A 19,205-nucleotide genomic window follows, 5' to 3' on the forward strand; every position below is an offset into this window, starting at 1 on the left:
GACCATGATCTCCTTGAGATTGTGGTCCTTTTTTTGGCACGTATATTTTAGAAATGTTCTTACAAAAAGAAGGTAACATTTTTGTTACGGAATGTTAGAGGAAACCCGGTATAATATAGGTACTGAATCCCATATACACGCGCTGCGTTCTTGCAGAATTATGCAAATTCTCGAATAGGGTTTGTATAGTGAATCAAGCTGGTAAGGAGGGAAGATCATGCGGCGAAATAAATGGCTTGCTCTTTTGGTGCTATTCAGTGTCGCTGTCGCGATTCTTACCGGGTGCGGGACAGAGGAGCCTTCTTGGACATCGTTTGAGGGGGCAGCGAATGAAAAAACGTTCCCTGTCCCTAAAGAAGCGAGTAAAACCGATCGGGCCAGCAGCAACTCGGATATGGACTATGTACGCTATGCTTTACCGGCTTTGAAGGAAAGTGATAGCTTGCCAGCCCCCTATCTGGAGGAAATTGCAGCCTGGGGCTGGACGGAAGAACCGAATCTATCGACCTTTAATCAGAAAGTATTCCTGAAAAACAAACATATGGTGCACTTATCTGTGCATGATGGTTCTTTTACTGTATTGGTCCCGAAAGATGGTAAAGCTGCTGCGAAAAGCAAAAGTGTGGACCTTAATTAATGATGTTACGGTTCCCTACTGGATACAGGTTGCGGACATAGGGGGTTGGTTTAAGTAAGTCACAGACGACCTCAAATGTAGCAGATAGATGCTGTGTATAATGAATAATAAAGCTGGATATCAGGAAGCACTCAAAACTGCTGTTAAGTAGATGGGGCTTCCTTTTTTATATTGGCATATCAGATTGGCTCGGAGCTTAAGGGTAGGATAAAGAATAAGGGTTAGACAATCCAACGAGAGTGTTAGAGGGTAGTGTCGGTGGATGAGGGGACATAAAAAGGAACAACCTTATGGGGTTGCTCCTTTTTTTAATATGCGGTTCTAGTCATTGGGTATATGCCAGATCAGTATAAGCTCCTATCTATACGGATAGAGAATAGCTAGTCTATTGTTGATAATACGAGGCATCTTCGTCGGTGAACTTCAACATGCCGTCTTTCCTTTCGCCTGTAAGACGGCTTAGGATGTATAGGCGCGGTGCAATAAGCCACAGATGCCAAAAGAGCAAGGATACAGTAAAGGCTGGCGGAGACCAGAGAATGAATACAGCGGACAAGCAGATGCCGATCCATAGCGTATGTATATGCACACGGCGAAAGAGGCCGTAGCCTATGTACTGGTCTGTCATATAGCCCAGCCAAGGCAGCTTGCGGTGAAACGCCCAGCGCTTGCGGAAGGCTGTTTTGCTTATGAACAGTACAGATCGGGAGATCACGAAGTGTACCCACAAGGTCAAGAAAAAGGCTAAAGCAAACAAAAACAGGCTGGTCCATGAAAAGGCAAGTAGCAGGAAAAGAAGCATAATAACAGGCAACGAGATGTGACTCCATATCAGCTGACGCGGAATACTGATTTTTTTAATGAGCTTGTAGTGATAGTAGGTAGCTTTGGTTCCGGTTTCCTCTGTCATGCAAACAGTCCTTTCATTAATCTACTGCATCACAAGTGGCTTCTCGACCGCCTCAGCCGGAAAAAGGGACGGTACTGCGCTTATGCCGCTTTGACAAGTACTAAATCGCTTAGATTAGGCTATAGAATGATCGGCTTCTCATGTCAGCCAACCTCTTCTATAATTACAGGGAAAAGCTATTACGAATGAAGTATGCAACGGCTCCAATGAAAGGGTATCCATATGTAGGAGCTTTTCTTATTATATCGGCATAGACGGCTGTTTTTTAAACCTATGGGGTACAAACACCATAAGGGCTCACATGGAATATATATAGAGTATATTGTCAATCTGGGCTATGAAAAGGTTTAAAATAGTAGAAAGTGCCCCATACTAATAGTAAAAGATACAAGGGTGGGATGGATATGCATGATCAAGGCGGCCACCGCTGCATTATATGCGGACAACATAAGCATGAAGGCATCTTTATCGTTTCCGAGTTTATCTGTGATGCGTGTGAGGCTGAAATGGTGCGCACGGATGCGACAGACGCCAAATATCATTTTTTTATTGATCAACTAAAGCAAATTTGGGTACAGAAAAATGCATAATATCCTTTGTCAGCTAGTCTTTAAAGGGTTAGTATTCCAGGGCCTGTCGGTACGGGCTTTTTTTTCTGTGGGTAAAAGTAGGATTCCGCTTGATTTTACGATAAAATAGGGTAGATATAAAGCTTTGTTTCGGAAGGATTGCAGAATGATGGGGAAAAAGGCTTCACACGCACCATTAATGGAAGCTTTATTACGTTACCGGGCTCAGGACAATGCTTCTTATCATGTGCCTGGTCACAAAAATGGACAAGTATATGAAAATGAAGATATGGCATCTCTCTTGAAAGAAGTAATGTCTATTGATGTGACCGAAATTACCGGACTGGACGATTTGCATCATCCAGAGGATGTGATCCGTGAGGGTCAGGAACTGTCGGCGATGTGCTTTGGTGCAGAGGAAAGCTTTTGGCTGATTGGGGGAAGTACGGTTGGTAATTTGGCAATGATTTTGACCGTGTGTACGGAACCGGGGGATTTGCTGCTGGTACAGAGAAATGTACACAAGTCAGTTCTAAATGGTCTTATGCTGTCCGGTGCTGCTGCGGTGTTCTTGGAGCCGGAGATAGATACGACCAGCGGGCTTGCGGTTGCTCCATCGGCGAGTACGATACAGACCGCATTAGAAGCCTATCCTTCCGCCAAAGGGGTACTGATTACGCTGCCTAACTACTACGGGATGGGACATGATCTGACAGCGACGGCTAAAGCCTGTCATGCGGCTCATGTGCCCTTGTTGGTGGATGAGGCGCATGGTGCCCATTACGGGCTGCATCCCCGATTGCCGGCTTCTGCTTTGTCCTGTGGGGCTGATGTGGTCGTCCAGTCAACACATAAGATGCTATCAGCCATGACTATGGGGGCCATGCTACACGTGCAGGGAGGACGGATTAACCGGGAGCTGCTTCGTCAGCGGTTGGCTATGGTGCAAAGCTCCAGCCCTTCATACCCGCTAATGGCTTCTCTGGATTTGGCAAGGCGGCATATTGCGGTTCATGGGGCGAATGCCTTTACGGAAGGTTTGGTGGCAGCAGATGCTTTTAGAAAAGGCCTGAAGCAGCTTCCACGCTTTCGACTCGTAGAGCCTATTCAGCTAGCACATCAGGAGAATGGGGCCCAAGAGGGCATTTCTGAGCGCTTGGAGAGGGATGAGAGAGAAGCGTATGGATATTCGACCCATGACCCTTTTAAAATGGTGCTGTATGATACATTTGGTGTACTGGATGGGTTTGGCTTAAAGCGTGAGTTGGAAGCGTACGGCTGTATTCCGGAGATGAGTGACGAAAAACATGTTGTTTTATTGTTTACGTTAGGCTCGACGCTTAAAGATGCTAAGCACCTGTTGCAGGCTCTTGTGCATATAAATAATGATATACGGTTTAAGGAGACGGCTGGTGGGCCGGGTTCTATGCGGAAGGAGCAATGTGGACTGGATTTAGATTTTTCCACGTGGAACAATGATGGTACGATGGTTTATTCTAGTCCGGTGCAGTTTGGGCTTCAACCGGTTAAACCGGATCAGATGGAGGTAGTAGCTGTGGAGGACTCCGCTGGCAGGGTGGCTGCGGAAATGATTATCCCGTACCCTCCAGGTATTCCACTGTTATACGCAGGAGAAACAATCACGGAATCAATAGCTAAACGAATGAGACGTCTCCGTGAGCTGGGAGCCAAATGGCAAGGGGCAGCAGATGAAAGGTTGCTTACAATTCGGGTATTTCGTTTAAAATAAAGATTAGATGTTAGAGACTTAACCAACAAAGAAGACTGAATAAAAGAAGCATACGAGCCTGTAGGTGACTCTTATTTTTCAGGCTGGAAAGCAGGGAATGGCATGAATCGCAAAGGAATTTTTATTACGCTGGAGGGGGGAGACGGCTCCGGTAAAACAACGATGATCCAACGGCTGGCTAAGTTTATGGAGGAAGAAGGCTATCCAGTTATTACGACGAGAGAACCGGGTGGTATCGAAATTTCGGAAAAGATCCGCTCTATCATTTTGGACCCTGCCCATACAAGTATGGATGCCCGGACAGAGGCGCTTCTATATGCGGCAGCCCGGCGACAGCATTTGGTGGAGAAGGTAAAGCCGGCTATTGAAAAGGGAGCTATCGTATTATGTGATCGTTTTGTGGATAGCAGCTTGGTCTATCAGGGATTTGCGAGAGGCATTGGAATTGAGGAAGTGGCTTCGATTAATCGTTTTGCGGTGGATGATTGGGAGCCTGATGCTACATTTTATCTGGATATCGAGCCTGAGTTGGGATTGGCCAGAATTAATGCGTCCCGGGGAGAGGAAATGGATCGCCTCGATATGGAGAGTATATCCTTTCACCACAAGGTACGTGAGGCGTATCTGGAGCTGGCCCACAAATTTCCCGAGCGAATTACGATTGTGGATGCATCTCCCGCACCGGAGCAGGTAGAGCAAGTTTTGGAGGATTTGCTGAAAAAGCGGTTTATTCAAAACTTTAGCATGTAATTGTCGAAGGATATACGGTAAAATTGAGCTAGGGACTAGTTTGTTCCTAATATGGCTTGAAGGAGGAATACAGGATGAAGCTGATTATTGCGATTGTGCAGGATAAGGATAGTAACAGATTATCCAGCGGACTGGTGAAGGCTAATTTCCGTGCTACCAAGCTGGCGAGTACAGGCGGATTTTTGAGAGCAGGGAATACGACATTTATGATCGGTGTCGATGACAATCAGGTGGACTCGTTGATGAATGTCATTCGCAGCAGTTGCAAGGTACGTGAACAGCTGGTCACGCCCGTTACCCCTATGAGCGGTACGACTGACTCCTATCTGCCTTTGCCTGTTGAAGTACAGGTGGGTGGAGCGACGGTGTTCGTGATGCCTGTAGACCGTTTTGAGCACTTCTGAATCTACACAATAGGACCTATTCTGCCGATATGATAGGGGAATTACCTGTTTCTTGCCCGTATCATGGGAATGAGGAACAGATCCACTATAACGGTAGCGCCAAGGCGCGGTCCCTGGAAGGCCGCTGAATTCCCTCAGTTCCATGTTGAACTGTTTATGAAGGGAATAAGCGGAGGTATTCGGGGGGAAAGCAGGTTTATATGAAAATAAATCCGGGCTATCGCCCTTTACAGAGTACGTTATCTACCAATGAAATGAATACGAAGCCGATCCAGTCCAAGAGCTTTTCCGATGTTATGCAGCAAAATGGGCAGCAGGCTTCGCAGGAGGAACTAAGCCGTCGCTTCAAGGAAATTCAGATGCAGGGAGACCGTCTGGTACGCTCGATGACGATTCGTGAGCTGAAGGCTTATAAAATGCTGGTTAAACGGTTTCTGGAGGATACGGTCCGGCGCGGCGTGTCGATGAAGGACACAAAGGGCTGGGATCGCCGGGGACGCAGCAAGCGGTATAAGCTGATTGATGAAGTGGATGAGCTGTTGCTCAAGATGGCAGATGATCTGCTCGAAACTGAGCAAGGCAAGATTGAGCTTTTGCAAGGAGTCGGTGAAATTAGAGGGCTGCTGATTAATCTCTCGTTTTAAATGTAGACTTCTGCCATAAACGAATACAAACGGGCTGTCGCCACGAAGGAATAATCTGCTTGCTGATGATGCTGGCAGATTATTTTGACTATATTCAGGTAGGCAACGGTTGGAAATTTGAGATAATAGCAGCAAAGCTGCCCTGAAGGACAACTATTTGCTGATAGATAACAGTTGCTTTCAGGAGAGAAGGTGAGGAAATATGTCTTTCCAAAATATAATGGGGCAGGATATAGCTAAAAAAATGCTGCAAAGCGCACTTCGGAATGAGGCGGTCAACCATGCCTATGTATTTAGCGGGCCGCCGGGAAGCGGGCAGATGAAGATGGCGCAGACCTTTGCCAAGGCATTATTTTGTGAACGAATGACGGATGATGCATGTGGCGAGTGTCTGTCCTGCCGTAAGGTAGAGCACGGCAATCACCCGGATCTGTTTATCGTAGAGCCGGATGGAGCTACGATCAAAATTGACCAGATTCGCGGGCTTCAGCGCATATTCTCTTATAAATCGGAAAGCACCAATCCGAAGGTATATATTATCCAGCAGGCGGATACCATGACAGTGCAAGCTGCAAACAGCCTGCTTAAATTTTTGGAGGAGCCTCAGGTGCCTGTGGTGGGCATACTCATTTCGGAAAATGGACAGGCATTGCTGCCCACGATCCAATCAAGGACGCAGCAGGTTCCTTTTCATGCTTTACAGCCTGAAGTAATGATGCAGGCCTTGATCGGGGAAGGCTATACGGCAGGACTTGTCCGGTCGGCGGTTCATATTGCCTCGGGACTGGAATCATGTAGAGAAATTCTCCAGCAGAATTGGTTTGCAGAAATTAGAAACGTAGTGTTACAATTAGTGAAGGAGTCCATGAGCCGGGGAAGCTCGTCTATTATTCTCGCTCAACAGAAGATTTTTAAAACTGGACTTTCTGAACACCTGGATATTCTGTTTCATCTGTTTCATTTGTGGTTCAAGGATATGCTTCATTTCCGTTACGGAAGGCACGAAAGCATTGTTTTCATAGATCATTTGGAGTCCGTCTCCAAATTGGCAATCACCCGCAGCACAGAACAATGGGTCTCTTATATGGATTTGGCCGCGAATTGCAGGAAGAAGCTCCGTTTTCACGTCAATGGTCAATTGTGCGTAGAGCAGCTTCTGATTGGGTTGTCCGATACAAGCGGTTCCATCACCGGCTAACAGAAAGGCGCGCTTGTTCCACTCTGCACAATCCGCGACGCCAGGTTCCCGGTTTGTGCGACAGTGAGACTTCAATTGCGGCCATTCGTACATGTCGGCTTCAAATGAGGTTTAGTGGCATACAAGGGGGTTAATTTTTGTATAGTGTAGTGGGTGTCCGTTTCAAGAAGGCGGGCAAGACTTATTATTTTGATCCACTGGACCTTCCGGTGGAGAAAGAAAACTGCGTTATTGTAGAAACCGCACGCGGTATTGAATATGGCAAGGTTGTGGTGGGCAAAAAAGAAGTAAATGATTCGGACGTTGTCCTGCCCTTAAAGAAAGTCATCCGTATTGCCGGAGATGATGATGCTCTTGTTGTAGAAGAGAATAAACTGGCGGCCAAGGATGCATTCGGTACGTGTTTAAATAAAATCAAAGACCATGGCCTTAAAATGAAGCTGGTAGATGTGGAATTTACATTTGACCGCAATAAGATCATTTTTTATTTTACGGCAGAGGGCCGTGTGGATTTTCGGGAGCTTGTAAAGGATTTAGCCAGTATTTTTCGTACACGGATTGAGCTGCGGCAGATCGGAGTACGGGATGAGGCTAAAATGCTGGGTGGGATCGGTCCTTGCGGACGTATCCTGTGTTGCTCTTCATGGCTGGGAGATTTTGAACCGGTATCCATTAAGATGGCGAAGGATCAGAGCTTGTCGCTGAATCCGACGAAGATTTCCGGGTTGTGTGGAAGATTGATGTGCTGTCTCAAGTTCGAACATGATAACTACGAGAGTATGAAGGAAGAATTGCCGCAGGTTGGCAAGATGGTCGTCACCTCTCTCGGAGAAGGCAAAGTTGTAGGCGTAAATGCTGGCCATCGTACAGTGCATGTTCAACTGTTTGAGATTAGCAAGGTCAAGGAACTTCCAATGGACGATGTAGTCGTCAAGTAAACCATTAGGTTGCTTCGGGGTGGAAACTTGGATAAATTAAATGTTTTTGCGCGTATTCACGAAATGGAAACCCAAATGGGACAGTTGCATAGCGATCTGGGTGAATTGAAACTGGCAGTAAAAGAGCTGCTGGAGGAAAATCAACGACTAACGATTGAAAACGAACAGGTGCGCAAGATGCTCAAACGTGAAACCTCCAGAGAAGAAAAGACGGCAAAAAGGCCGAAGCTTTCTCCTCCGATCGTCATTAAGGATGAAGAGGAAACGGGTGAGGTTGTGGGCGAAGGCCACGACAATCTGGCAAGGCTGTATCATGAAGGATTTCATATATGCAACGTGTATTACGGACATTTGCGAACGGAAGGCGATTGCCTTTTCTGTCTATCATTTTTGAATAAATAAAAACAAGCCGTAGGAGCAAGGTGCCTACGGCTTTTTTGTAAGGAAGTATGGTTTCAGAACGATTTGGGGCAAAAGGATGGGAGACTGCTATGTACGAAAATGAACAGAAGTCTGAACGAATTGACGATCTATTGTCACATAATTTGCGTATTATCCAAAGTGATGAGGTGTTCAGCTTTTCCATGGATGCGGTTTTGCTGGCACGGTTTGCCGGTATTCCGCAGCGTGGAAAGATTTTGGATCTGTGTACAGGCAACGGGGTCGTCCCCCTGCTGCTAACGACACGAACCAAAGCGGCTATCGAAGGAATTGAGATTCAACCGCGCTTGGCTGATATGGCTAGACGCAGCGTCAGCCTGAATGGACTGGAGGCAGCGATTCAGATTCGGGAAGGGGATCTGCGCGAGCTGGTTCAAATCACGGGGCATGGTGTATATGATGCAATTACGGTAAATCCCCCCTATATGCCGCTAAACGGCAGTGATGTCAAGCTGAACCCTCATCAGGCGATTGCGCGCCATGAGGTGCATTGTACACTGGAAGAGGTTATTCAGGCGTGTACACGGCTTGTCCGTAATGGTGGAAAAGTGTCGATGGTTCATCGCCCGCAACGGCTAGGTGAGATTATAACACTGATGCGTGCCAACAGATTGGAGCCGAAACGGATTCGGTTTGTCCACCCACGAGCTCATATGGAGGCGAATATGGTGCTCATCGAGGCGCTATGTGATGGTAAGCCGGAGGTTCGTCTGTTGCCCCCGCTCATTGTATATCAGGAGAATGGGAATTATACTCAGGAAATAAGGGATATTTATGGAGAAGTAAGCAAGGGGGATTTACTGTGAAGGCAGCGGTGCAAAAAAGTTTTATAACCAGCGGAGAAGAACGGGGTAAGCTGTATCTCGTTGCGACACCGATTGGTAATCTGGATGATATGACCTTTAGGGCGATTAACACCTTAAAATCGTGCAGTATTATAGCGGCGGAGGACACGCGGCAGACGCGCAAACTGCTTACACATTTTGATATCACGCCGGAAATGCTATTCAGCTATCATGAACATAATAAAGCTGCCAGTGGGCCTGAGCTGATACGTTATATAATAGAAGGAAAAAATTTAGCATTGGTTAGCGATGCAGGTCTGCCGGCCATTTCGGACCCGGGTTCGGATCTGGTCAAGCTGGCGCTGGAAGCGGGAATTAGCGTTATTCCTATCCCTGGGGCGAACGCAGCATTGTCAGCTTTAATTGCCTCCGGACTGGATACGGAAAGATTTACTTTTGCCGGATTCCCTCCACGGGAGAAAAAGGATCTGGAGAAGCTGCTACAGTCATTTCAGGTATCTCACGGCACGATCCTGTTTTATGAATCGCCTCATCGTATTGCACGGACGTTGACGGTATTGAAGGAAACACTGGGGGAACGCAGAGTGGTGCTTGCACGTGAGTTGACCAAGCTGCATGAGGAATGGGTACGAGGAACGGCGGAGCAATGCCTTGCCAGGCTGGAGGAGCATCCACCGCTCGGCGAATATTGCCTGGTAGTTGAAGGGAAAAACGAAGCAGAAGAGGAAGAGGAGCGACAGGCATGGTGGCAATCCTTATCTTTGGAGGCCCACGTTGCGCATTATGAGACAGAAGGGCTGACACGCAAGGACGCTATGAAGCGTACAGCTACCGACCGCTCCATTTCCAAAAGAGATGTATATAACGCTCTTTTATGAAAACTTCCCGAAACAAAAAAGGACCTTCCAGCGGTTGGGTTCAAACCGCGGAAGGCAACAAGGAGTATATATGAAAAAGGTTAGAATTAACAATCTCTTATAAGTCTATTATATACTAAAAATCTTAGTTTGTCACAGGTGTTGGAATTTCTGAGATGCAATCTTGGCAAACAATTTTCCCTTTGAAGTAAATTACGTTCTCGGCGTTGCCGCAGAAGATACAAGCAGGCTCGTATTTTTTGAGCATAATGCGTTCACCATCAACATAAATTTCCAAAGCATCTTTTTCGCCAATACCCAATGTGCGGCGCAATTCGATTGGAATAACAACACGTCCGAGCTCGTCAACTTTTCTTACAATACCAGTGGATTTCATCATAATAAATCAGGCTCCTCTCGCCGTTTAAAATAATATAAGTGTCATGATTCGACAAATTTTTCTCTTTTCTGATACTTACTATACCAACGATTCCCAAAACAGTCAACCTTAAAAATGTGCTAACAGATTAATTATGCAAAAGTATTTAGAATAAAGAGCATGATGCGTGTGCATTACCTTATTTTATTGATGATTTAAGCCATTTGTCGATTTGGAAATGCCGAAAATCTATAATTCGACATATTACGACAAACAATGTCGAATGAAGGGAATCGTTTAGGATTTTATTGTATCTTAATCCATTATTCAGAATCTTAAAGGAGCTGATATCTTGCACCAGCCACTCAGTGAAGAAAAAGTTTTTAAGGACCCGGTACATAACTATATCCATGTTCAGGATACAGTGATATGGCGTTTGATCAATACCCCAGAGTTCCAACGCTTGCGTCGTATTCGGCAGTTGGGTACATCTTATCTTACGTTTCATGGAGCGGAGCATAGTCGATTTTCGCATTCGCTAGGTGTGTACGAAATTACACGGCGTATTATTTCCCAATTTGAACGCGATGAATTTTCCGATTGGCCGAAGGAAGAAAGTTTAGTCGCGCTGTGTGCAGCTTTGTTGCACGATGTGGGGCATGGCCCGTTTTCCCATTCTATAGAAGAAGCCTTTCATATGAACCACGAGGATTGGACATGCCGGATTGTATTGGGGAATACGGAGATTAACGCTGTGCTGCGGCAAGTCGATGAGGAGCTTCCTGCGAAGGTGGCTGCGGTAATTGCCAAAACGTACGACAAGCCGATTGTCGTAAACCTGGTCACAAGCCCACTGGATGCGGACCGTATGGATTATTTGCTGCGGGATGCGCACTCAACAGGCGTCAATTATGGCACCATAGATCTGGATCGTATTTTACGGCTGCTGCGTCCTCATAATGGAAGAATTGTTGTGAAGGAGTCAGGCATGCATGCTGTAGAGGATTATCTGATGTCGCGCTATCAGATGTATTGGCAAATTTATTTTCACCCTGTGACGCGCAGCTCGGAAATTTTATTACGTAAAATTTTCAAGCGGGCGAAGGAGCTATTTAGAAACGGATATGAGTTTAGTTTTCTGCTGGAGCCATTGCCAGACCTCTTTCGGGGAGAGCTTACGGTGGAACAATATTTGATGCTCGACGAGTCTTTGATTCAGACAGTGTTCAGTCAGTGGAAACGGGAAAAGGACGAGATTTTAAGTGATTTGAGTACCCGTTTTATGGATCGCAAGCTGTATAAATATGTAGAGATCGAAAATATGGATACAGATACCATTGACAACATTAGGACAGCGCTGGAGCTGGTGGGTTTGCACCCGGAATATGATCTGGAAATTGATTTTCCGACGGATCTTCCTTATGATGTGTTTCGGCAGGGTGGCTCGACGGACAACCAGATTTTACTCCTGGGACGTAAAGGAGAAGTGAGAGAAATTTCCGAAGTGTCGGAAATTGTGCGCTCCATTAGCGGCATTCACCGGGGAAAATATCACATGTACTATCCCCAAAATAAATTGGATGGGGTAAAGGACAAGCTTCCTGCCGAAATAAGGAATTATTTTGTCAAACAATAGACAATTATATGCCAAATAAAGTAATAAAGGAGACGAAAAACCTTGAATTTATTCGACACTCACACTCATTTGGATGCACCGCAATTTGACGAAGACCGCGAAGAAGTTATAGCACGCGCTGTCGAATCGGGAGTGACCCGAATGATTAATATCGGATTTAACCGTGAGACCATTCCGTCTACCATGAAATTGGCCGAAACGTATGATTTTATTTATGCGGCAGTTGGATGGCATCCACAGGATGCGATCACGATGCAGGAAGGCGATCTGGAATGGATTGCATCGTTATGCAGTCATAAGAAAGTCGTGGCGATCGGGGAGATTGGTCTGGATTATTATTGGGACACATCACCGAAGGATGTACAGCATCGGGTGCTACGCAACCAGATTGGACTGGCTCGTGAGCTGAACATGCCTATTGTCATCCATAACCGGGATGCGCATGAAGATATTGTTAAGATTTTGCGTGAAGAAAAAGCGAGTGAGGTAGGCGGAGTGATGCACTCCTTTTCCGGCAGCTGGGAGACGGCTAAAATGGTGCTGGATATGGGCTTTCACCTCTCCTTTGGCGGGCCGATAACGTTCAAAAATGCCAAGCAGCCAAAGGAGGTACTGGCACAGGTGCCGCTGGACCGTCTGCTCATTGAAACGGACGCTCCCTACCTGACGCCCCATCCGTTCCGCGGGAAGCGAAATGAGTCCGCACATGTGGGACTGGTCGCAGAGGCGGCTGCCCAAATCAAGGGAATAGCGGTGGAGGAATTAGTGTCAATAACGACCCAAAATGCCTTGGAACGATTTGACATTAAGTAAAAAAGTGAAGGAATCAATCAAAATAATGAGATAGACGAAGCTAATCATGAATTTGTTGCAGGAAATTCGAGAATATTACAATATTTTAACCGAATATTTTAGAAAATGTACTTGAAACCTGCTTTACAACATGCATAGAAACAGGATATCATCTTTTCAGTGAATTGTTGTTTGAATGTAAACACCAACAGCTCATTTCATGAACCAGTCTCGCTGAGTCCCTTTTACAGGGAACGGGGGAACCGATATGGCTTACAGTACGTCCGGTGTATGGGCAAGAAGGGAACGTCTCTTCCGCCAGCCGGCTCGACCTAGATTCTTTTCCCGGATGGGATTGAAGAGGTGGAGGGGCCGTATTTCGATTTCTTTCTGGGTCTTCGGGGTGAATGTGAAGGCGACCGCCATGAGCGGTTGACCCAAGCTAGGGCGTCTCTCTACGTCCGAACCCGACAGCTAACCCCGTAAGCGTAACAAGAGAGAAGCCATCTCGTGCATGATTTTTCCGCATATTCGCACATGTCGGAAGCCACGAAAGAGCTCTCTAGTCTCTTTCTCTGGCTTTTTTTGTTGTGAATAAAAGAAAATCTGTCATCATACTGTGATTAAACAGGGGAGGACAGCATGCCGCGAAGACGGGTACATGGTGCAGGACAGTCGCAGTACGGGCTTGTCTTGTAGAAAATCTGTTATAGTCACGTCAATCTCAACTATGTCTTACTCCAGACGGCGGGCTATGTAAGGAGGACGGAGGAAATGGGCATTTTCCAAAAAGAGGAGACCCATGAGTCACGCTCATCCAGCATGTCTTACGTATTGCGTTGGAAGCAAGAAAATGTGCGCCAGGCTGCCTTGGTTGCTATTTTTCTAATCGCACTAACGATTATGATTTCAATTCTGGTGTACACTCAATCTAAAAAACAGGTCTTTTTTGTCATCGACGGTAAGGCATCTGCGGTAGAAACCCGGGAATCCAAGCTCCAAGATTTGCTCAAAGAGCATTCGATTTCACTTCAGCCGCATGATACGGTTTCGATGCCGCTGAACGGAGCAGTTCAGGATGGGGATCGCGTAGTTATCAAACGTGCCAATCAGGTCAAAGTATCTTCAGCCAATGAGACGAAGAAGCTGTACACAACAGAAAATACAGTAGAGGGTGCCATTCGCACCTCGGGCTATAAATTATCGTCAAATGATAAAGTTTACCCTGCTCTGGATGCCTCTGTTTCGTCTAACATGGACATAAAAATCGTCCGTGTGAAGAAACAGCAGGTCGAACAGAAGCAACAGGTGCCTTATCAGGTCATCAAAACGGCCGATCCGAGTCTCTATAAAGGCGATAATCGGGTCATCCAAAACGGTAAAACGGGTGTTGTGGTCCAGCATGTTCAAAAGGTATACCATGACGGAAAATTGGTATCCAAGCAGTTGGTAAACAAGGAAGTCGCGCAAAATCGTGTGGATAAGGTGATTGCGGTAGGAACGAAGAAAAAACCGGTCGTTCTGGCTGCTTCCGTCGGTCCCGAAGATGCCGTTAAGGCAACACGGGTTAGTTCGGGCAATGCTGTCCGTAAATCAGGTGTGAATTTCAAATACAGTAAAGTATTACAAAACGTCTCCATGACGGCGTATTCCTCACAGGAGTCAGGTATCGGTACACGTACCGCATCCGGCACGCGTGTCACGGAAGGGCGCACCATTGCTGTCGATCCAAGTGTGATTCCAATCGGCTGGTGGGTGTATATTGAAGGGGTGGGCTTCCGCCGTGCGGAGGATACCGGTGGCGCGATTAAAGGCCACAAAATCGATGTGTATTATGAGAGTTTGAGTCAAGCCAATCAGTTTGGTCGGAAGCACGGAAAAACCGTATATGTGATTGGACCAGTGAAGCCTGAAATTAACTAAAAACGTGTTGTATATGTTTGGGTCAATGCGATACTATTAACATCATAGTTATGCCATGCTAAGAAGAGGATATCCTCTTCTTATTTTGTTTTCAAAAGCAGGGAAAGATGAATATAGCTTACTGTGTAGTAGTGGAGGGAAACGCAAATGATCAAGGAAGTGATCGTGGTAGAGGGTCGGGATGATACGGTGGCTATTCGTCGTGCTGTCGAGGCGGATACGATAGAAACGGGCGGCTCCGCCATCAATAAAATGACGCTGCGCAAAATTGCGTTGGCACAGGAGCGGCGGGGTGTCATTATTTTGACCGATCCCGATCATGCAGGGGAGCGCATCCGCAAAATTATCGCCTCCAAGGTGCCCGGTTGCAAGCAGGCCTTTATACCAGAGGCGGAAGCGACGCGCAAAGGGGATATTGGCGTAGAGAATGCCTCGCCTGAAGCGATCAGACACGCTCTCGCACGGGTGCATACGACGGTGGAAGGGGCTGATCCTCTAATCGATTGGGCGGATCTGATTGACGCCGGACTTATCACCCACCCAAATGCTGCTGCACGGCGTATGGCTTTGGGTAATGTGCTGGGTATTGGTTACTGTAACGGTAAGCAGCTACATAAACGGCTCGCTGTGTTCCAGATCAGCCGTGAGGAATTTGCCGGTGCGCTGGCACAAATTGAAAGTGAAGGATTGTGATATCCGTATGACAGGGATTCAAGATATAGCAACACCGCGGCGCACGAAGGAGATTATTCAGCGGCATGGGTTTTCGTTCAAAAAGAGTTTGGGACAAAATTTTCTGATTGATCAAAATATTCTGAACAAGATCGTGAATGCTGCGGGATTGGACGATACGAAGGGTGCACTTGAGATCGGTCCGGGGATTGGCGCTTTGACCGAGAAGCTGGCGCAATCAGCCAAGGTAGTTACTGCTGTCGAGATTGACCAGCGGCTCTTACCTATTCTCGAAGAGGTACTGGCCCCTTATGAGCATGTGAAGGTACGCCACGGAGATGTGCTGAAGCTGGATTTGCGCGAGGTATTCGCTTCCGATTTTGCCGGGGTCAGTAAAGTGAGCGTCGTCGCTAATCTGCCGTACTACGTCACTACGCCGATCCTGATGAGGCTGTTGGAGGACAAGCTCCCTCTGGAGAATATCGTCGTCATGATCCAAAAGGAAGTGGCTGAGCGTATGGCTGCGTCTCCTGGGACGAAGGATTACGGCAGTTTGAGTATTGCAGTGCAATATTACAGCGAACCTGAACTGGTCTGCATCGTACCGAATACAGTGTTTATTCCTCAGCCGAATGTAGAATCGGCGGTCATCCGTCTGCGTGTGCGGGAAGTGCCTCCGGTAGAGGTGGTGGACGAGCAGCATTTCTTCGAAGTCGTTCATGCTTCCTTTGCTCAACGTCGCAAGACCATTTCGAATAACCTGAAAAGCCGCTTCTTTACCAAAGAGAACAGGGACACGCTGGAGCCGCTGTTGCTTCAGGCAGGCATAGAGCCCTCCCGTCGGGGCGAGACGCTGAGTATTGAGGAATTTGCGCGTCTGAGCGCTGTACTGCTGGAGGCCGGGATTTCCTAACTTGACGTACAAGCGATCCGCTTAGCAGCAGTCAGAGGGCGTCTGGTTGCGCTTTGCACGGTTGTGGCTGGCTTGCATAAGCTCCTGAGCATGGATAAGGAACCAAACTGTGCATTCACCCATACGATATGGGAGGGGTGATACAGTGTGATGATTTTAGGGGACTTGGTCGTTCGAAAATCGTACGGCGGAGATGTCACGTTTCGCGTTGAGGACATCCAGCGGGATAAAGCGATCATTAAGGGTACGGAATTTCGGTTGCTTGCCGATTCCCCCTTGAACGATCTGGTCAAGGTGCCTGCTGATCAGATTAGCGGGAAGACACGGCAAGCCCATATTAAGGCGGATGAGTCTCTCAATCTGTTGCAGCAGGCACGGCAGAAGCAAGCAGCCCGTAGTCAGGCGGCTTTGATCGGGGAGTGGAGTGATCCGGTGGAGTCGACGTATTTTGAAATGCCCGGCAAGGTACTTCATCTGGATGGGGATGCCGCCTATTTGGGAAAATGCCTCAGCCTATATGAGCAACTCCGCGTTCCCGCAGAGGGGCATCATGTACATGAATCGGCTATGGCCGACACGTTGTATCGGCTGCTTCCCCGTATTCGCCCAGATGTCGTAGTCATTACCGGACACGACGGGGTATTGAAGCAGCCGCAGCCTTATGATTTATATAGCCTGAAAAGCTATAAAAATTCGCAAAATTTTGTGGCGGCGATCCAGGTAGCGAGACAATATGAGCGTCATCTGGATTCACTGACGATTGTGGCGGGAGCATGTCAGTCCCATTTTGAAGCGCTGCTGCGTGCTGGAGCGAACTTTGCCAGTTCGCCAGGGCGCATCCTGATTCACGCGCTGGACCCGGTATATGTGGCTGCCAAGGTAGCCTTTACGTCGATTCGTGATACAGTCAACATGGGTGACTTGTTTCATCAGACGATCAGCGGCAGCCGTGGCGTGGGCGGTATTGAAACGCGGGGAAGCTATCGCATCGGTCTGCCCAAGCTCGAAAATTTGTCGACTCTTAAAGTAACGCCTTCTGCAATCTAGGGTTTGAACCTGTTGAATAGGATTTGCGTGGATAAAAAGCCTCTGGTTACAGGGGCTTTTTGGCATTTTTATACGCATATTCCTGTTCGCGAAAAATTAAATTGACAAATTATTTTTCGTGTTGATATAATATTTAGCTTGATTTGACATTGTCTCTAAAATTCGTTATAATGGACAAGGAAAGAGGTGGTCGTTAGGCAATGGCTAAAAATACGCTGTTGGAAATCAAACGCAGTCTCGACGCACATGTAGGGCAAAAAATTTTGCTGCGGGCTAACGGCGGACGCCGTAAGACCGTCGAACGAACTGGTGTCTTGGAAGAAACGTACCCTTCTGTTTTTATCGTCAAGCTGGATCAGGAGCAACAAACGTTCAAACGTGTCTCCTACAGCTATGCTGACATTCTTACTGAGTCGGTGGAAGTTACTGTATATGATCCCGACTCCCATACAAGTGTCGAATATTTTGACACACCTTAATTGATTTTATGTAATCTATACCGGCTTTGCAGGTTTAACGGCGGCTTCGTCATTTCAAATGACGAGGCCGTTTTGTATGTATAGGGCAGGATGAAGCATCGCGTCTCTGCGCATACTAAGGCGGGAATGATCTTCCTTATTCCACTGCCGAAGGAGGCGTATGCATGAGTCGAAGAAGACGAAGTGTCATGTCGGAAGAGCTTAAGTATGAGCTGGCTAAGGATCTTGGATTTTACGATACGGTCAAGGAAGAGGGCTGGGGAGGCATTAAAGCCAAGGATGCGGGCAATATGGTTAAGCGGGCCATTCAGCTTGCAGAGCAGGCAGCTTCCCGCAAATCGTAGCCATCGTTAGTGCTTCGATAGTAACTGATGAAAAAGCGGGGATATCTGGTTCGTACCGGGTGATCTCCGCTTTTTTGAACCTCATGACTTGACAGGCTGAGTCTGATATAATATGTTAAGCTGTCTTGAGGGAAAAGTTGAAGGTGGGTGAACGCCTTGAAAATATACGAAAAAGCACCGGCGAAAATCAATTTAATGCTTGATGTATTACGTAAGCGGGATGATGGGTATCACGAGGTCGAAATGATTATGACCATGGTCGATCTGTCTGATCGTTTGACGATGTCTGAGCTACCGCGTGATACGATTATTATTTCAAGCCAAGCCGGGTACATACCGCTAGATGAGAAAAATTTAGCTTTTCAGGCCGCGCGTCTGATTAAGGAACGTTATGATGTCTCTACGGGCGTGCATATCCATTTGGACAAGCATATCCCGGTAGCCGCAGGGTTGGCAGGCGGAAGCAGTGATGCCGCGGCAGCGCTGCGTGGGCTAAACAAGCTGTGGAAGCTTGGCATCTCGGACGCTGAATTAAGAGTACTGGGCGCAGAGCTTGGCTCTGACGTGCCCTTCTGTATTACAGGCGGTACAGCTTTAGCGAGCGGGCGCGGGGAATTGCTTAAGCCACTTCCGAATCCACCCCAATGCTGGGTGATTCTCGCGAAGCCTCCGATTAATGTATCGACGGCTGAAGTGTACGGACGCGTCAAAGCGGATCAGATCATGCATCATCCGTCTGCCCGGCAGATGGAGCAAGCGATCCGTAACGCTTCCTTTACCGATGTATGTAATGCGCTCGGGAATGTACTGGAGGATGTCACACTCAAGCTGTATCCGGAGGTGGAGCATCTTAAAAACTCCATGATCCGACTGGGAGCGGATGGGGTGCTGATGTCAGGCAGTGGTCCTACGGTGTTCGGGCTGGTGTCGAAGGAAGCCAAAGTACCGCGTATCTATAACGGACTCAGAGGATTTTGCAAGGATGTATACGCAGTACGACTTTTGACCTGATTTTGGTTATTTATTTCTAATTTTAGTGGTATTTGTTGTACAAATACGTACGAAGATGATATATTTACTATTAAATATTCGGATTTTACTATACCATTTACATTC

At 47.2% G+C, this 19,205-nt stretch carries 22 protein-coding genes and 1 riboswitch; of the genes, 20 read left to right on the plus strand and 2 right to left on the minus strand.

Annotated elements, in window-relative coordinates; all coding sequences use genetic code 11:
* Positions 1–217 precede the first annotated feature (217 nt).
* Positions 218–637, plus strand: coding sequence for a hypothetical protein (locus L696_RS0103705; RefSeq protein ID WP_025682455.1), 420 nt, complete (start codon positions 218–220; stop codon positions 635–637).
* A 385-nt stretch (positions 638–1,022) separates the two neighbouring features.
* Here L696_RS0103705 and L696_RS0103710 read toward each other — a convergent pair whose 3' ends face one another.
* Positions 1,023–1,547 (minus strand): hypothetical protein, encoded by a 525-nt coding sequence (locus L696_RS0103710; RefSeq protein WP_025682456.1) that lies wholly within the window; start codon positions 1,545–1,547, stop codon positions 1,023–1,025.
* A 404-nt stretch (positions 1,548–1,951) separates the two neighbouring features.
* On the opposite strand from L696_RS0103710, the gene L696_RS0103715 reads away from it, so the two are divergent.
* The 10 genes from L696_RS0103715 to rsmI all read left to right on the plus strand — a co-directional run bounded on the left by L696_RS0103715 (position 1,952) and on the right by rsmI (position 9,925).
* Positions 1,952–2,137 (plus strand): sigma factor G inhibitor Gin, encoded by a 186-nt coding sequence (locus L696_RS0103715; RefSeq protein WP_025682457.1) that lies wholly within the window; start codon positions 1,952–1,954, stop codon positions 2,135–2,137.
* A gap of 145 nt (positions 2,138–2,282) precedes the next feature.
* Positions 2,283–3,866 (plus strand): aminotransferase class I/II-fold pyridoxal phosphate-dependent enzyme, encoded by a 1,584-nt coding sequence (locus L696_RS0103720; protein ID WP_025682458.1) that lies wholly within the window; start codon positions 2,283–2,285, stop codon positions 3,864–3,866.
* 102 nt (positions 3,867–3,968) lie between these two features.
* Positions 3,969–4,616 (plus strand): dTMP kinase, encoded by a 648-nt coding sequence (tmk, locus tag L696_RS0103725; RefSeq protein ID WP_025682459.1) that lies wholly within the window; start codon positions 3,969–3,971, stop codon positions 4,614–4,616.
* 74 nt (positions 4,617–4,690) lie between these two features.
* Positions 4,691–5,020, plus strand: coding sequence for a cyclic-di-AMP receptor (locus L696_RS0103730; protein ID WP_007427998.1), 330 nt, complete (start codon positions 4,691–4,693; stop codon positions 5,018–5,020).
* A 200-nt stretch (positions 5,021–5,220) separates the two neighbouring features.
* Positions 5,221–5,664: a YaaR family protein gene (locus L696_RS0103735; protein ID WP_025682460.1), complete on the plus strand. Its 444-nt coding sequence runs from the start codon at positions 5,221–5,223 to the stop codon at positions 5,662–5,664.
* Between the two features lie 202 nt (positions 5,665–5,866).
* The gene (gene holB, locus L696_RS0103745) at positions 5,867–6,862 is read left to right on the plus strand and encodes a DNA polymerase III subunit delta' (RefSeq protein WP_025682461.1); all 996 of its coding nucleotides are present in this window, start codon (positions 5,867–5,869) and stop codon (positions 6,860–6,862) included.
* A gap of 137 nt (positions 6,863–6,999) precedes the next feature.
* Positions 7,000–7,800, plus strand: coding sequence for a PSP1 domain-containing protein (locus L696_RS0103750; protein WP_014279023.1), 801 nt, complete (start codon positions 7,000–7,002; stop codon positions 7,798–7,800).
* 27 nt (positions 7,801–7,827) lie between these two features.
* Positions 7,828–8,202, plus strand: coding sequence for a DNA replication initiation control protein YabA (gene yabA, locus L696_RS0103755; protein ID WP_014279024.1), 375 nt, complete (start codon positions 7,828–7,830; stop codon positions 8,200–8,202).
* An 89-nt stretch (positions 8,203–8,291) separates the two neighbouring features.
* The gene (locus tag L696_RS0103760; RefSeq protein ID WP_025682462.1) at positions 8,292–9,047 is read left to right on the plus strand and encodes a tRNA1(Val) (adenine(37)-N6)-methyltransferase; all 756 of its coding nucleotides are present in this window, start codon (positions 8,292–8,294) and stop codon (positions 9,045–9,047) included.
* A complete protein-coding gene (rsmI, locus tag L696_RS0103765; RefSeq protein WP_025682463.1) occupies positions 9,044–9,925 on the plus strand; it encodes a 16S rRNA (cytidine(1402)-2'-O)-methyltransferase in 882 nt (293 codons plus the stop codon). The genes L696_RS0103760 and rsmI overlap by 4 nt, the downstream gene beginning before the upstream one ends.
* Before the next feature lie 124 nt (positions 9,926–10,049).
* On the opposite strand, the gene L696_RS0103770 is transcribed toward rsmI, so the two are convergent.
* A complete protein-coding gene (locus tag L696_RS0103770; RefSeq protein ID WP_007428005.1) occupies positions 10,050–10,304 on the minus strand; it encodes an AbrB/MazE/SpoVT family DNA-binding domain-containing protein in 255 nt (84 codons plus the stop codon).
* Between the two features lie 331 nt (positions 10,305–10,635).
* Here L696_RS0103770 and L696_RS0103775 point away from each other — a divergent pair, with 331 nt between their 5' ends.
* The 9 genes from L696_RS0103775 (at position 10,636) to ispE (ending at position 19,100) form a co-directional block, all read left to right on the plus strand.
* Positions 10,636–11,919 carry an HD domain-containing protein gene (locus L696_RS0103775; protein WP_025682464.1) on the plus strand — a complete coding sequence of 428 codons (1,284 nt, stop codon included), beginning with the start codon at positions 10,636–10,638 and terminating at the stop codon, positions 11,917–11,919.
* 42 nt (positions 11,920–11,961) lie between these two features.
* Positions 11,962–12,732 (plus strand): TatD family hydrolase, encoded by a 771-nt coding sequence (locus tag L696_RS0103780; protein ID WP_025682465.1) that lies wholly within the window; start codon positions 11,962–11,964, stop codon positions 12,730–12,732.
* A gap of 201 nt (positions 12,733–12,933) precedes the next feature.
* Positions 12,934–13,216: riboswitch (cyclic di-AMP (ydaO/yuaA leader) on the plus strand.
* A 269-nt stretch (positions 13,217–13,485) separates the two neighbouring features.
* Positions 13,486–14,634 carry a resuscitation-promoting factor gene (locus L696_RS0103785; protein WP_025682466.1) on the plus strand — a complete coding sequence of 383 codons (1,149 nt, stop codon included), beginning with the start codon at positions 13,486–13,488 and terminating at the stop codon, positions 14,632–14,634.
* A gap of 147 nt (positions 14,635–14,781) precedes the next feature.
* Positions 14,782–15,327, plus strand: coding sequence for a ribonuclease M5 (gene rnmV / locus L696_RS0103790; protein WP_014279030.1), 546 nt, complete (start codon positions 14,782–14,784; stop codon positions 15,325–15,327).
* A gap of 7 nt (positions 15,328–15,334) precedes the next feature.
* The gene (gene rsmA / locus L696_RS0103795) at positions 15,335–16,219 is read left to right on the plus strand and encodes a 16S rRNA (adenine(1518)-N(6)/adenine(1519)-N(6))-dimethyltransferase RsmA (protein ID WP_025682467.1); all 885 of its coding nucleotides are present in this window, start codon (positions 15,335–15,337) and stop codon (positions 16,217–16,219) included.
* Between the two features lie 150 nt (positions 16,220–16,369).
* Entirely contained in the window at positions 16,370–17,266 is an 897-nt protein-coding gene (gene yabG / locus L696_RS0103800) for a sporulation peptidase YabG (RefSeq protein ID WP_025682468.1), read from the plus strand.
* 200 nt (positions 17,267–17,466) lie between these two features.
* Entirely contained in the window at positions 17,467–17,745 is a 279-nt protein-coding gene (gene veg / locus L696_RS0103805; protein ID WP_014279033.1) for a biofilm formation stimulator Veg, read from the plus strand.
* 164 nt (positions 17,746–17,909) lie between these two features.
* Positions 17,910–18,089, plus strand: coding sequence for a small, acid-soluble spore protein, alpha/beta type (locus tag L696_RS0103810; RefSeq protein WP_007428013.1), 180 nt, complete (start codon positions 17,910–17,912; stop codon positions 18,087–18,089).
* A gap of 156 nt (positions 18,090–18,245) precedes the next feature.
* Positions 18,246–19,100 carry a 4-(cytidine 5'-diphospho)-2-C-methyl-D-erythritol kinase gene (gene ispE / locus L696_RS0103815; RefSeq protein WP_025682469.1) on the plus strand — a complete coding sequence of 285 codons (855 nt, stop codon included), beginning with the start codon at positions 18,246–18,248 and terminating at the stop codon, positions 19,098–19,100.
* Positions 19,101–19,205: the final 105 nt, after the last annotated feature.

This window comes from Paenibacillus maysiensis (assembly GCF_000520815.1).
Taxonomy (GTDB): Bacteria; Bacillota; Bacilli; order Paenibacillales; family Paenibacillaceae; genus Paenibacillus; species Paenibacillus maysiensis.

Bases quoted from the DNA above. Each gene is read 5' to 3' on its own strand.
- L696_RS0103705 (WP_025682455.1), top strand. From the start codon at position 218: ATGCGGCGAAATAAATGGCTTGCTCTTTTGGTGCTATTCAGTGTCGCT.
- L696_RS0103710 (WP_025682456.1), bottom strand. From the start codon at position 1,547: ATGACAGAGGAAACCGGAACCAAAGCTACCTACTATCACTACAAGCTC.
- L696_RS0103715 (WP_025682457.1), top strand. From the start codon at position 1,952: ATGCATGATCAAGGCGGCCACCGCTGCATTATATGCGGACAACATAAG.
- L696_RS0103720 (WP_025682458.1), top strand. From the start codon at position 2,283: ATGATGGGGAAAAAGGCTTCACACGCACCATTAATGGAAGCTTTATTA.
- tmk (WP_025682459.1), top strand. From the start codon at position 3,969: ATGAATCGCAAAGGAATTTTTATTACGCTGGAGGGGGGAGACGGCTCC.
- L696_RS0103730 (WP_007427998.1), top strand. From the start codon at position 4,691: ATGAAGCTGATTATTGCGATTGTGCAGGATAAGGATAGTAACAGATTA.
- L696_RS0103735 (WP_025682460.1), top strand. From the start codon at position 5,221: ATGAAAATAAATCCGGGCTATCGCCCTTTACAGAGTACGTTATCTACC.
- holB (WP_025682461.1), top strand. From the start codon at position 5,867: ATGTCTTTCCAAAATATAATGGGGCAGGATATAGCTAAAAAAATGCTG.
- L696_RS0103760 (WP_025682462.1), top strand. From the start codon at position 8,292: ATGTACGAAAATGAACAGAAGTCTGAACGAATTGACGATCTATTGTCA.
- L696_RS0103770 (WP_007428005.1), bottom strand. From the start codon at position 10,304: ATGATGAAATCCACTGGTATTGTAAGAAAAGTTGACGAGCTCGGACGT.
- L696_RS0103785 (WP_025682466.1), top strand. From the start codon at position 13,486: ATGGGCATTTTCCAAAAAGAGGAGACCCATGAGTCACGCTCATCCAGC.
- rnmV (WP_014279030.1), top strand. From the start codon at position 14,782: ATGATCAAGGAAGTGATCGTGGTAGAGGGTCGGGATGATACGGTGGCT.
- rsmA (WP_025682467.1), top strand. From the start codon at position 15,335: ATGACAGGGATTCAAGATATAGCAACACCGCGGCGCACGAAGGAGATT.
- yabG (WP_025682468.1), top strand. From the start codon at position 16,370: ATGATTTTAGGGGACTTGGTCGTTCGAAAATCGTACGGCGGAGATGTC.
- veg (WP_014279033.1), top strand. From the start codon at position 17,467: ATGGCTAAAAATACGCTGTTGGAAATCAAACGCAGTCTCGACGCACAT.
- L696_RS0103810 (WP_007428013.1), top strand. From the start codon at position 17,910: ATGAGTCGAAGAAGACGAAGTGTCATGTCGGAAGAGCTTAAGTATGAG.